The 15,556-nt window shown below is 49.3% G+C and carries 2 protein-coding genes; both read left to right on the forward strand.

Going from position 1 to position 15,556, the window contains the following annotated elements; all coding sequences use genetic code 11:
* Window positions 1-143: 143 nt before the first annotated feature.
* Window positions 144-7,676, forward strand: coding sequence for an AAA family ATPase (locus KBW69_RS14440; protein ID WP_257281314.1), 7,533 nt, complete (start codon window positions 144-146; stop codon window positions 7,674-7,676).
* Window positions 7,677-7,842: 166 nt separating this feature from the next.
* Window positions 7,843-15,498 (forward strand): AAA family ATPase, encoded by a 7,656-nt coding sequence (locus KBW69_RS14445; protein ID WP_257281315.1) that lies wholly within the window; start codon window positions 7,843-7,845, stop codon window positions 15,496-15,498.
* The last annotated feature ends 58 nt before the right edge of the window (window positions 15,499-15,556 follow it).

The following is a 15,556-nucleotide window of genomic DNA, read 5'->3' on the forward strand; positions in this document are numbered from 1 at the left end:
TTGGTCACGATGAGTTTTTCGAGACCGGTGGCTTTGTTTAATGGTTACGGCCAACTATCCAAATCGAACTTTCCTTCTTTCTGAAGGTCATATCAATAAACAATTTCAATGCAGTCCTTCAGATGACAGGAGGGAGATTGACTATGGATGGTCTGATTGGCGGGAAAATAAAGGAACCTGTTCCTGGTAGTGGTTTACCAGACAGGAGAGCAAAGCTGGATTCACCACCAGAGATTGCAGAGGTTACTGGCGTAACTGTCAGACTCAATAGGTCGCCGACTCCGGGTGCAATGCCTGACAGGGCGAGAACCCTGTCCTTAGGGGATTCCTTGCTTCGCAGGCTTGCTCACTCTTTTGATTTTCGTTTTGTCACCAGTGATGATGAGGTTCGACAACTTCTGGTTGCCCAGTCTGGCGATAAACATCGGGATGTTACCCTTATTTCCCATCCCGAGGATCTTTCACGGGCTAATCTGGTGAGCCGGTTGAGCATTGCTGACGATGGTCGCCACGTTCTGCGTTCAGGCAAGCTGTTTGACGGTCTAAAGCCACTCACTCTGGTGATGGATATCCGCAAACTCACCAGTGAAGAGTTGCCAAAATTTAACGATCTGCTGGACCCGGATAACCCCTGTTTATACGACAAAGTCAGCCAGAAGAAACGCTCCCTGGGTGAGCATGTTGATCTGCTGGTTCTGGCAAATCCTGAACAGTTGGCATCGGTTGGGCGGGCCAACGATGCACCGGGTGCAGATTTCTGGCGGCGAATTAACCGACCGGGCAATACCTGGCAGTTTGATGCACAGACCAGCGATGACTCATCGATGGAGATCAATGAGGTTCCTCCGGTATTGGCTGAACTTTCCTCTGACGAAAGCACTATGGAAAGCGCTATGGATGACAACAATACTGTTCTTATTGACTGCCACCTGCACAGTAACTGGCGCCAGTTGCTACTGGGCGGTCCCGGAGTGGATAAACAGGGACGAATCCAGCACATCCCCGGCAAGCTTGAAACATTGAGGGCCGGACAACGGGTGATTCTGAAAGGTGCCAACTGGCAGGATCTGGCCTTTGAACAGACGATTCGACAGATGCTGGCGCAGAAGAGCTTTGAGAGCAATGGGAAGCTCCGGCAGTTACCCGAAAATGTTCAGTTTTATCAAATGCCGTTAGGGAAGGACGAACTTCATTCACTGTTCCACAGCCTGTCACAACCTCTGTCACACCCTGTTAACGCACCAGAAAACCCGATCATCATTAACCAAACTAATATTTCCCAATGGTTGAACCCGATTGCCATTGCCCCGGAAGGCCATGCTGTTCCTAACAACTGTCTGTTGGAACAAGTTCGGGCGGGTGGTGTCGTCACCGTAACGTCTCCACTCACTGAAGCACTCTGGTTTTGTCTATTGGGTTCGCTGCAGACGATTCGCGAGACGACCGGTCTGGAGCCCGGACTTCGGGTTACTCACACAAAAGGACAGCCGAAAGCCCTGGGATTGGCAAAAAGCCATGAGCACTCAATGGAAGGTCACGCCGCCTTTAATACTGTCACGTATCAGCAACCTGCCCAGGCCAGTTATTGGATTAATGATCAGAAAACACCTCTGGTGATTCAAGTCAATGAACAGACCAGCCTCAGTCAGCTGTTTGATAATATCCATATCACCTCGGAACAAAAGGCGCATTTTGGACGCTGTCCAAGTGAGTTGCAGGTGGCTTTAACCTCTGGCAAGCCGGTTATATTGCGAGGGCTCGAGAGTAATCCAGACCTTCAGCAGCTTTTGGAACCTCTGGCTGTCGGGCAGCCTCTGTTGGTGAATGGCCAATTACAAGCCTACCCAGATGCTCATGTTACCCTGCTCTGGCCTGAGTCTGCGAAAAGTCTGTCTCTGGTATTCAGTTCAATGGTTGCCAAGGGTAAACCCTGTCCTGAGGTCGATATCTGGGATACCAATGGGGTCAGGCATGATATCCCCCGGACTGAACTGCCCGAACAGGCACTTCAGCAACTTTACGAAGCGTTTAAAACCGTACCTCGTCACCTTTGTAACCCTCTGCCTGAAATGACCGAAGGATTGCTGAATAACCTGATACTGGCTGCCCGGCGAGCACAACAGGTTGACCAGTCCCCGCAGCTTCTGCCTCGCCACTGGCGCAAGGCTGTCGATAGTGTCATCACCCATGGCACCCGACAGAATCCGTCGGTGCGAGATTTTATGAAAGTGGCCTGTTGGCATTTACTGCCGGATGCTCATAAAACGCCGGGGGCCCATAGAAAGCCCATTGAGAATCAGACTGCCTCGGTAGACCCGGATCGGTTAAATGACATCATTAATAGTGCCCTGCGGCTGGATAGAGCGTTTGTGAAGCAGAACCTGTGGCCACTGGCCAGAGCCTTTGACCCGGCAGTCTTTAAGGGCAATGAACTGCAACTGTCTTATGAAAGTCCATTTTCATGTGGGGCTGAAAAAGAATCTCTGGACAGGCTCTGTGCCATGATCGTGGCCCATGCTCCAGAACATCAACGACAGGCAATAGCGTATCAGTTGGCAGTCGATCCGGCAGCAGCAGAGCCATATCAACGGTTAGCCATCAGGCCATCAAGACAGATTAAACGTTTGCAAGATGCACTGGCTTCTGGCTGGCAGTTACCTTTGCTACCGGGGCAGACCCGTTCCGAGGCCATTCACGCTCTGGCCACCGATTGTTTTCACTTGGCCCGGGGAGAATATGTAACAGAGAATTTTGACGCAGAACTCATTGAACGCATCGAAAACCGACTGTCCCTATCACTGACGCGGCACGGTTCCGCTGGTCAGCCATTGTCGGCACTGGCCCGGGATCTTTATCACGGCTCAATGAATCAGAAAGATCGTGAAAGCCGTCGCTTATCCCGACTCCATGACCGGCTTACGGACTCACCCGTTATATTCCTGCAAGGGGAAACCGGTACCGGGAAAAGTTATTTTTCCGCAAGAATGGCGAAGGCTTCAGGACAGGCTTCGATTATTTCCCTTGGACCTTCTGACAGCGAACAGACTCTGATGAAGCGCTGGCAGTGGCAAGACCATGCCGATGGTGACCGCTCTATGGAGCAACAAAACCGGGCGCTGATGGAATGGGCCAAGGCAACACACGACAGAGACGGTGAATATGTAACCCTGGTTCTGGATGAAGCCAACCTCGCCAAAACGGGGTTGCTTGCGTCATTAAACGGCTTATGGGAACCGGAACCCTGCATCTATGTGAATGGTCATCCTGTCAAGGTCAGCTCAAAACATCGGGTGATTCTCACCGGTAACCCGGATCATTACGCCGGGCGCCAGCTGGACCCGACCCTGAAAGAGAAACTGCCCAGGGCTTACTACCCTCGCCTGGACCGGGCTTTCCTTCGGGACAGGGTAGTGGAACCGGCTCTGATCAGACAGTTACAACGGCATCTGCCAGACGATCAAGTCAATAAAATTGCAAAAAGTGCCGCCGAAAGTGTGATGACACTCTGGCAATATTATCAGGAGCTGTTGCCAGAGCACGATTTTACCCCCAGGGATTTAACGGATATCTGCAGTTGGGTGGGTTGGTATCTGAGTTGTGAACCGCATGTAAACGACAGTGTTTCCAAGGAACAAATGAACGGTCTGATCCAACAAAGTTTTCGGGATGTGCTGGGTCCCGAAATCAGCGAGACTCATCAGGATGCCCTGTCAGCACTGGAAATCTGGTTTGCTGCCCGTTACCACCCGGACAACACTCTGAGCAACAAAGTTCATAACCAGACCACCCTGAAGCTTATGCAGCAAGCCTTCAAAACATTCACCGAACAAACCCGACCTGACTTTGATACCTCCGGATCGGCAGTCCAGGAGCTGGTGCAACGGCTTGGACAGGATCTAAGCCGCTGCCAGCAGGCTTATCATCTCGACAGAAAACACGACGGACGTCAGGCGACGCTGATTGAAGGTCCGGCTGGACGGGGCAAGGATGCCACTCTCAATCTGGTGATTGAAAGCCTCAAACAGCAGGCTGAGCAACGGGGAGAAACCATGCCAGAGGTCTTTCCCCTGAATGCCTGTGATTGTTCCTGGGAGAAAGTGTGCGAAAAGATTCAGACAGCAAAAGTGCAGGGTGGCATCGTGGTCATCTCGGAAATGAATCTGATCGATAGTCAGCATCTGGAAGGTGAGTTAAACGACATTCTGGCCGGTGACGCTCATCCCGGATTCCATCTGTTTGCCACCATCAATCCACCGGAGTACAGCGGGCGAAAACCGTTATCACCGGCACTGAAAGGGCGTTTCCGACATTTGCCCATCCGGCAGTACAGCCAGGCCGAATTACAGACCATTGCTGAGAAAGTGTTACCACAGACCCTGCAGGGGAAAACCGTGGCTGAAAAACTGACTCAGATACATTGTCGTCTAAGAGCTGAGCTGCAACGGAAAAAACTGCCGTTACAGCCCACCAGTCTTGATTTACAGAATGTGGCCAGGGCCGTCATCCGAAGGGGTGATTTTACCGAAGACGGGCTGCATCAATGCCTTAATCAGCACTACCGGCTTTATCTGATGGCTGCCGGAATATCGTTGGAGGCACTGCCAGAGTCTTCGGCTCTTACCATGAGAGAGGGCGGGCTTGATTCTGAGCTTTGTAAATGGTTCAACCAAACGGTATCGAACATTGATCGTCCGTGGTTAATACAACGCAGTAATCTCAACAGTGTGGATGAAAAACGCTACGAAATTCGTATTAAGGCTGATCTGAATGATGAGGAAGCCAGAAAAGAAATTATCAAAATGATGGCTCAGGCCAGGTGGCAGGCATCTGGTCTTTCCCTGGAGCCGGATCAGTCGGACGATACGCTCACCCGGGCACTGTACCGACACTGGCAGCAACGCTGGTTTGATCGTGAGTTCAGCCAGAAGGTCGTGGATGCTAATCAGGTATTTCCCCTGACGGAAGAAGAGAAACAAACGCTGAAATTATCAGCGTCCCGGCCTTATCTTAGAGAGGCTGAAAAGCGAATAGAGGGTTGGAACTCAAATGCAGTTCGATTGTGGCCGGAGTTTTGGCATCAGATGAGCGATCTGCCAAACCGTTGGGTTGGAGATCTTATTAACGAAGTGTTAGCTGTTGGGGGTGATAAAGCGCCTGAACGATACATTCCAGAAGTCCGCAAGAAACAGGCTGAGAAATTAGACCGGGAAACACACTATCAGCACCTTGAGATGCCGCAAGTTAACGATTATAAAATTTTCAATACACAGAACCATTCTTCCCATATGTACCGCTGGTGGGCAAAGAATATTGATGTCTCTGCCAAGGGCGATATCAGACTAACCGATTTTAATGATGAACATATTCAGGGGTTTGAAATCCTTACACCGGAACCATTACCGGGGTGTGATCAGGAATTGGTATTAGCAAGCGATCAAACACTGGCCACCATAGAGATGTCATCGAAGAATGGTCAATATCGATTGCCCAGCCTTACGGTTAACGACTATATCGTTGCCCTTCGTATCGAACCCCATTCGGCATGTACTCTGGTAAGGGGTCGATATACCGGGCTTCACACACTGTCTATTCCTGAGGCCAAAGCGGAACAGGTGATTAAAATTGCCTATGTTGTTGAATCCAGAAAAACAGACAGAAAAACACCAACCGAATCCCGACCAGAACCATCAAAACGTTTTGATGCCTGCTGCTCAGAAGGGATGAAAACAGTACTGGACAAGCTGTTTACAACCATTGATAAACGCCCACGCGAAGTCCCGAAGCTTTTGCGGGCCATAAACGACGCTGAAGACATACCTCAACAGATTGAGGCGATCACGGACTATTGCAGACAGTTTGACGGTAATACTAAACCAAAGAAACATAACAATTTCTTTAAATTCCTGGTAACACAGCGGCAAGGTAGCTGTCGACATCGTGTGCCTGTTTTTATCGCTTTTTGTCGTTATTTTGGGATTCCATCCCGGCAAATTGATAACCGTATCCACTGCTTTGCCGAGTATTCCGGAGATGGAGGTCAAACCTGGGAGCCAGTGGATTTGGGCGGGCTACCTCTACAGTCAACGGAAATCATACCTGACTTCCAGCCCAGCAGGAAAATCGGTAGTTCCAGCACTTCATCAAAGAAGATTCAGGATCTCATGAAAGGGGCTGATTTAGCACAACAGCAAGCTCTGGCTATAGCCTGTGGCATACGCTTTGAGGAACTCAATAAAGCCCTTGAGACAAACAGTGCATTGCTAGCAACTAATCTAAGTTTTTCCGAAATAGTCTGGAACCTTTGGAGTGAAGGAGACCTAACCAGTTTTTCCATGGGCGTCTCAATAATCGAATTGCCAGAGACAAACGTATTGAATAGTTACGACGATATTTTGGGAATGATGCCTGAGACAGTCAAACAAATATTGTCCAATAGTGATGAAGATCAGGTCACTGAACTACTCAGGTCTCTCTATCCAAAAATAATTGATCAGGTTCCCTTTGGTGCTCAAATGTGGTTGCACGCAATGGTAAAAATATTGGAAGACAGTTGCTTGGCCAAGCCTTCGGTTAATCGCTTTGCCCTTGAAGTCCTGAAATCGGGTTGGCTGGATCCATTGCCGACCTATCAGAAACATATTATTAGTGCTGTTAAACATCATTGGCTATTGGTACGCCTGGAAGGTGTCGATGAACTGATGGTTGAGGCCGCCCGTTGCCTGAAAAAATGGTATAAGCAATTATTGTCCAGGGAAAAAAATTGTCTGCTATGGCTGCTGGCTTATAAACGCTTTCGAGAGGGTTCAGATGATGCTTTCTTCTTGAGTCATTGTCATGATGGGTTTTCATCATCCCTTGAATGTAAACTTGCCTATCCATCTATTCAGTCCGCCTGGAGGAGCGAGCCTGAGGGCATTCCCAATATAGAACGAATGCTGGCTCACCATCCGGCGTTTCCAAAGTTAATCTCAGGAGGGGCGAACCACCGTCCGGTGATTATCATGGGGACACCTTTCTGGAGCAACATAGAGTTGTTTCATATAAAGGCCGAGGCCCTGCTTCAACGAAAAGTTGAGAACAATCCGGTTTTGAAGCAGTTAGTGAAAAAAAACAATGAATATGAGGCGAAGTGTAAACAATACAATACTGCTCTGTATGAATTGAGAAAAGAAAGCCGTGACGCATTAACGCGAACGCCTTCTGGTGAGAAATCTCAAGATCAAACAAAAATATATGAGCAAAAAAAACGTACTATCGAAAGCGATTACCAAGACAGTCTAAAGTCCCTTGAAGTGTCCGATGTGGAACAAAGACTTCTGAAAGATTTAAGAGAGAAATGCAGGCAAGCGATTGAGCAGGCCTTCAGTCATTATCTATATGGGTTGACACACTCGAAAGGCAGCTGCTTAACGTATTGTTGGGGCAATGCTACCATCAACAGGCCACGCTTTTTAAACAACTATGGCTCTCATGATCCATCCTCACCAAGAGAGCTGTACGCCATGATGTCTGAAATTGAGTGCTCTTATGAGTTTGAGAAATCGGTTAAGGATGAATACTTACGGCAGACGCTCAACGCCAGTAACGCTCTGGTGCTCAAATCCGATGAGCTGACAAAAATTGCCAATGAGTTTTTGAACAGTGTGAATTTGAATTCGATTTATGACTCTTTATGACTCAATGGATATTTAATAGCAGTCTGGTGACGATGCGTTTTACGAGACCGATGACTTCCTTTAATGGTTACGGGTAACAATCCAGGTGAAACTTTCGTCCTTTTTGTAAGTCTTATAACTAAACACTTTCGATAAATTTCTTCAAATTGCAGTAGGGAGTTTGACTATGGATGGTCAGATTGGCACAACAACAAACAAAATCATTTCTGGTAGTGAGGTGCCTGACAGTGGCGTGCCAACCAAGACAGCAAAGCTGGAGTTATCGTCAGAAAAGAAGGTAACAATCTGCGAACAGTTCACCTCCAAATTAACCCTATCATCACCTCCGGTTGTGTCGCCTGACAAAGCGAGAACTGTATCCCGAACAGATTCCTCGCTCTCCAGAGCTTCTCATTCCTTCGATTTTCGTTTTGTCGCTAGTGATGATGAGGTTCGACAGCTTTTAGTGGCTCAGACCGGCGATGCACATCAGGATGTCATCCTTATCTCCCACCCCGATGACCTCTCACAGGCTAGTCTGGTGAGTCGGTTGAGCATTTCTGACGATGGTCGCCACACTCTCCTTTCAGGCAAACTGTTTGAAGGTTCACAGCCGCTCACCCTGGTGATAGATATCCGCAAACTCACCAGTGAGGAGCTGCCAAAATTTAACGATCTGCTGGACCCGGACAACCCCTGTTTATACGACAAAGTCAGCCAGGAGAAACGACCCTTGGGAGAGCATGTTGCTCTGCTGGTTTTGGCAAACCCTGAACAGTTGGCATCCGTTGGCCAGACTGACGGTGCTCCGGGAGCTGATTTCTGGCGGCGAATTAATCGACCAGGAAATACCTGGCAGTTCGACCCAAAGACCAGCGATGAATCATTGATGGACATCAACGAGGTTCCTCCGTTATTGGCTGAACTCCCCAGCGCCAAGAGTGCTATGGATGATGGTAATGCCGTTCTCATTGACTGCCACCTGCACAGTAACTGGCGATACTTGCTTATGGGTGGCCCCGGGGTCGACAAACAGGGGCGAATCCAGCACATCCCCGGCAGGCTTGAAACATTGAGGGCCGGACAAAGGGTGATTCTGAAAGGAGCCAACTGGCAGGACCTGGTCTTCGAACAGACGATTCGACAGATGCTGGTACAAAAGAGCTTTGAGAGCAATGGGAGGATCTGTCAGTTACCCGACGATGTTCAGTTTTATCAAATGCCGGTAGGTAAGGGCGAGTTTCATTCCTTGTTCCAAAGCTTGTCCTGCTCCGGTAAAGCGCCAGGAAACCCGATCATCATTAACCAGAGTAATATTACCCAATGGTTGAGCCCGATTGCCATTACCCCGGAAGGCCATGCCATACCTAACACCACTCTGTTGGAACAAGTTCGGGCGGGTGGTGTCGTCACAGTAACGTCCCCACTCACTGAGGCACTCTGGTTTCGTTTACTGGGTTCGCTGCAGACGATTCGCAAGACCACCGGTCTGGAACCCCGACTGCGGGTTACTGACACAAAAGGACAGCCGAAAGCCCTGGGATTGGCAGAAAACCATGAGCACTCAATGGAAGGTCACGCCGCCTTTAATACCGTCACGTATCAGCAACCTGCCCAGGCCAGTCATTGGATCAATGATCAGAAAACACCTCTGGTGATTCAAGTCAATGAGCAGACCGGCCTGAGCCAGTTGTTTGATAATATTCATATCACCTCAGAACAAAAGGCACATTTTGGACGGTGTCCAAGTGAGTTGCAGGAGGCTTTAACCTCTGGCAAGCCGGTTTTATTGCGGGGACTCGAGAGTAATCCAAACCTTCAGCAGCTTCTGGAACCTCTGGCTTTCGGGCAGCCTCTGTTGGTTAATGGTCAATTACAGGCCTACCCGAAAGCTCATGTCACCGTGCTCTGGCCTGAGTCTGCGAAAAGCCCGTCTCCAGTATTCAGTTCAATGGTTGCCAGGGGTGAACCCTGTCCTGAAGTCGATATCTGGGATATCAATGGGGGCAGGCATGATATCTCCCGAACTGAACTGCCCGAACAGGCACTTCAGCAACTTTACGAAGCGTTTAAAACCGTGCCTGCTGACCTTTGTAACCCTCTGCCTGAGGTCACTGAAGGGTTGTTGAATAACCTGATACTGGCTGCCCGGCGAGCGCAGCAGGTAGACCAGTCGCCACAGCTCCTGCCCAGCCATTGGCGCAAGGCTATCAATAGCGTCATCACCCATGGCACCCGACAGAATCCGTTAGTGCGTGACTTTATGAAAGTGGTCTGTTGGCACTTACTGCCGGATGCTCATAAAACGCCGGGGGCCCATAGAAAGCCCGATGAGGATCAAACTGCCTCGGTAGACCCGGATCGGTTAAATGACATCATTAATAGTGCCCCGCAGCTGGATAGAGCGTTTGTGGAGCAGAACCTGTGGCCACTGGCCAGAGCCTTTGACCCGGCAGTCTTTAAGGACACTGAACTGCAACTGTCCTATGAAAGTCCATTTCCACCATGGAGCTGTGAAAAAGAAGTTCTGGACAGGCTCTGTGCCATGATCGTGGCCTGGGCGCCTGCACAACAACGAGAGGCAGTGGCGCACCAGTTGGCAGTCGATCCGGCAGCAGCAGAGCCCTACCAACGGTTAGTCATCAGACCCTCAAGACAGATTAAACGTTTGCAAGATGCACTGGCTTCTGGCTGGCAGTTACCTCTGTCACCGGGGCAGACCCGACCCGATGCCATTCTCGCTCTTGCCAGCGATTGTTTTCATATTGCCAGAACAGCACATTCTGATGCAGTGGGCATTGAACGTGTAGAAAATCGGCTGTCTCAATCACTGCAATGGCAGGGTTCCGCTGATCAGCCACTGTCATCATTGGCTCATGATCTTTATCACGGCGAGGTGAGTCAGAAGGATCGTGAAAGTCGTCGATTATCCCGACTCCATGACCGACTTGCGGACTCTCCTGTTATATTCTTGCAGGGAGAAACCGGCACCGGAAAAAGTTACTTTTCTGCCAGAGTGGCGAAGGCTTCAGGGCAGGCTTCGGTCATTTCCCTCGGACCTTCTGACAGCGAACAGACCCTGATGAAACGCTGGCAATGGCAAGAGCGCGCCGATGGTGACCGCTCTATGGAGCAGCAAAACCGGATGCTGATGGAATGGGCCACTACCTCACACGACAAAGACGGAGAATACCTAACACTGGTTCTGGATGAAGCCAACCTGGCCAATACCGGATTGTTGGCGTCACTGAACGGCTTATGGGAACCCGAACCCTGCATCTATGTGAATGGTCATCCTGTCAAGGTCAGCTCAAAACACCGGGTGATTCTCACCGGTAACCCGGATCATTACGCCGGGCGCCAGCTGGACCCGACCCTGAAAGAAAAACTGCCCAGAGCCTACTACCCTCGCCTGGACCGGGCTTTCCTTCGGGACAGGGTGGTGGAACCGGCTCTGGTCAGGCAGCTACAACGGCATCTGCCGGAGACTCAAATAAACGACATTGCACAAAGTGCTACCGAGAGTGTGATGACACTCTGGCAATATTATCAGGAACTGTTGCCAGAGCATGAGTTTACCCCCAGGGATTTAACGGATATCTGCAGTTGGGTGGGTTGGTATCTGGATTGTTCGCTACCGGTAAACGACAGTGTTACCAGTAAGCAAATGAACGGTTTGATCCAGCAAAGCTTTCGGGATGTCCTGGCTCCCGAAATCAGCGAGAGTCATCAGGATGCCCTGACAGCACTGGAAATCTGGTTTGCTGCCCGTTACGAGCCAGACAACACCCTGAGCGACAAAGTTCATCACCAGACCACCCTTCTGGATGTACAGCAGGCCTTCAAAACATTCACCAGACAAACCCGACCTGACTTTGATACCTCCGGATCGGCAGTCCATGAGCTGGTGCAACAGCTTGGACAGGATTTAAGCCGCTGTCAGCAGGCTTATCATCTCAACAGGAAACACGACGGTCGTCAGGCGACGCTGGTTGAAGGCCCGGCTGGACGGGGTAAAGACGCCACTCTGAATCTGGTGATTGAAAGTGTCAAACGACAGGCCGGGCAACAAGGAGAATCCATGCCAGAGGTCTTTTCCCTGAATGCCTGTGATTGTTCCTGGGACAAAGTGTGTGAAAAGATCCAGACGGCAAAAGTGCATGGCGGCATCGTGGTGATTTCAGAAATGAATCTGATCGACAGCCAGCATCTGGAAGGTGAGTTAAACGATATTCTGGCCGGTGACGCCCATCCCGGATTCCATCTGTTTGCCACCATCAATCCACCGGAGTACAGCGGGCGCAAGCCCTTATCACCGGCGCTGAAAGGGCGTTTCCGACATTTGCCGATCCGGCAATACAACCCGGCAGAATTGCAGACCATTGCTGAGAAAGTGTTGCCAAACAACCCGCAGGGGAAAGTCCTGGCTAAGCAGCTGACCGAGAAACATTGTCGTCTGAGGGCTTGCCTGCAACAGAAAAAACTGCCGTTGCAGCCCACCAGCCTTGATTTACAGAATGTGGCCAGGGCCGTCATGCGAAGAGGTGATTTTACCGAAGAAGGACTTCATCAATGCCTCAATCAGCACTACCGGCTTTATCTGATGGCCGCCAACCTGTTGCTGGAGGAACTGCCAGAGTCACCGGCTCTTAACATGGCTCTTAACATGAGTGAGGGTGAGCTTGATTATGAATTGTGCGAGTGGTTCAACCAAACGGTAACGCGCACTGATCGTCCCTGGTTAATACGACGCAGTCATCTCAACAGTATCGATGAAAAACGCCATGAAATTCGTATCAAGGCTGATCCGGATGGAGAGAAAACCAGAACGGAAATAATCAGTAGAGTAGCTCAGGCCAGGTGGCAGGCGTCCGGTCTTTCCCTGAAGCCGGACCCGTCGGACGATACGCTCACCCGGGTACTTTACCGATACTGGCAGCATAGCTGGTTTGCTTGTGAGTATGGCCGGACGGGTGTGAACGCTAATAGCGTATTTCCCCTGACAAAAGAAGAGGAACAAACCCTGAATGCATCAGCTTCCCTACCTTATCTTCGGGAGGCTGATAAGCGCATAGAGGCATGGAACGCCCATGCCGTTCAATTTTGGTCTGCATTTTGGCATCAGATGAGTGATCTGCCGAACCATCGGGTGGACGATTATACTGACGAAGCTTTAGCTATCGGTGGTGATGACGCTTCGGAAAAACGCAGCCCGGAAGTCGAAAAGACAAAGACCACCTTCCTGGACCAGGACACGAATTATGAGTGCCTGATGAAGCCACAAATTGACGAATGTAAAATTTTTGATACGCAAGACTACTCACCCACAATGTATCGCTACCGGGCGATGGATATTAAAGTGACTGCCAAGGGTGATGTAGAACTGATCGAGATTAGCAAGAACATTCAGGGAGTCGAAACCCTTATACCTGATCGGCTACCGGGGCGTGATCAGGAACTGATATTAGCCCACAATCAAACGCTGGCAACCTTCAAAGCGTCATCAGACGATGGTCAATATGCATTGCCCAGCCTGACGCCTGACGACTATATCGTGGCCCTGCGTATAAAAGATTTGAGATGGAGCAGTCGGGCAATGAGCTTCTTCAGGCAACCTGTGGAACCGGAATTTACCCTGGTCAGGGACCGATACACCGGGCTTCATACGCTGTCCATTCCAGGGGCCAAAGGCAAACAAAGTATTGAAGTTGCTTATATCGTAGAACCCAGAAAACCTGGCGGAAAAACACGTGCTAAAAAAGTCCAGCCTGCACGATCAACACTATCTGATGCCCAATGTTCAGAAGGTATGAAAACAGTACTGGACGAGCTGTTTACGACTATTGGCGAACACCCACGCAGAATACAGAAGCTTTTGCGGACCATTAAATACGCCGACGACACGACGCAACGCATTGAGGCGATCACAAAGTATTGCCAACATTTTTCCGGTAAGGCTGAACCGGAGAGCGGTAAGAATTTCTTTCAATTTCTGGTAACAAAGCGGCAAGGTAGCTGTCGTCATCGTGTGCCTGTTTTTATTGCTTTTTGTCGTTATTTCGGGATTCCTTGTCGGAAAATAAGTAGCCTCATCCACGGCTTTGCTGAATATTCCGTGGATGAAGGCCAAACCTGGAAGTCAGTGGATTTGGGCGGGGCACCTGTCGAGAGGACAAAAATCCTGTCTGACTTCCAGCCCAACAAGAAAGTCAGTAGTTTCAGCACTGCATCAGAGAAGATTCATGATCTCATGAAAGGGGTTGGTTTAGCGCAACAGCAAACTCTGGCTGAAGCCTGCGGCATAAGCTTTGAGAAACTGGACAAAGCCCATGTGACAAAGAGTGCATTAACAAAAACCAATCTAAGTGCTTTAGAAATAGTAAAGAACCTTTGGGAGAAAAAAGATTTAACCAGTTTTTCCATGGGCGTCTCAGTATTGGTGTCGCAGGAGACAAAATCATTGGGCTTCTACGAACGGAAGTTGATTGGTGAAATGGCTTTTGACAATTTGAGTCAATATAGCCCAATGTCAGAGGCAGTAAGTGCAATACTGCCCGACAATGATGGCTGTAAGATCGCTGAGCTACTCAAGTCACTTCATTCAAAAATGGTTGTTCAGGCCGGAGCATGCTCCAAAGAATGGTCGAATTCTATAGTGGATATACTGAGCAACAGCGACTTAGCCAACCCTTCGGTTATTCACTTTGCCCGTGAAGCCCTGTTATCGGGTTGGCTGGACCCACTGCCAAACGATAAAAACGATATTAAGAAGGTCCATCTATATCACGAACTATTGGTGCTTCTGGAAGGTGTCGATGAACTGAAAGTTATAGCCGCACATAGCCTGAAAAAGTGGTACCGGGAATTATTGTCAAGGGAAAAAAATAGTCAGGTATGGCGGTTGGACTATAAAAGCTTCCGGGAAAAAGAAGGTAATGCCTTTTTCATCACTCATTGTCATGATGGGTTTTCGCGATCCCTTGAAGAAAAAATAACCCACTCATCGTTACGGGCCGCCTGGACAGACGTACCCGAGGGAATTCCGAATGTAGAACGAATGCTACTGCACCATCCTGCATTTCAACAATTAAACTCGGGTAAAGCGAACCACCGCCCGGTGATTATCCTGGAGTATAAATTTGCCAGACCAGTGCTTGATGAAAAAGTCGAAGCCCTGATTCAACGAAAAGCTGAAAAGAGCCCGGAACTGAAGCTGATACTGGAAAAACTCAATCAACTTCAGGTGGCGGAAGCACGATACCAGCATGAAATGAAGGCATTGGAAAGTCTCAGCGCTAGCGATGTGGATGATATGGACTATATAGAACGGGTGCGACTGTCAAAAGATCAGCGATGTAAAGCTCAAAATGAAGAATATCAGAAAAAAAAGACCGATATCGAACTACGTTATGACCTCATTCTCGAACCCCTTTGGTTGTCATCGGAGGAAAAAGAACTTCTGGATGATTTAAAACACAAATGCAGACAAGCGATTGAGCAAGCCCTCAGTCACTACCTGTATGGAGTGACACACTCGAAAGGCGGTAGCTTAACCTATTGTTGGGTCCGTGCTTTCTTCACGTCTAACAGGCGTGACAGCTATGGCGCTCATGATCCATCTTCACCAGAAGAGTTGTATGCCATGATGTCTAATATTCATAGCACCTCGTTTAGTCTATCCATTAAGGATACCTACTTAAGGCATGTACTCAACGCCAGTAACGCTGTGGTGCTCAGAGGCGATGAGCTGAAAATAATTACCGGCGAGTTTTTCAGCACCATGAATTTGAATTCGATTTGTGACTCGTTGGATGTGTCATTGAAGTCTGCTCATGATGAGTGATTCAGAATCTGTGACTTCCTTCAATAGTTACGGCTAACAATCCAGACGGAACTTTCAT

The organism is Endozoicomonas sp. ISHI1 (assembly GCF_024606225.1).
Classification (GTDB): domain Bacteria; phylum Pseudomonadota; class Gammaproteobacteria; order Pseudomonadales; family Endozoicomonadaceae; genus Endozoicomonas_A.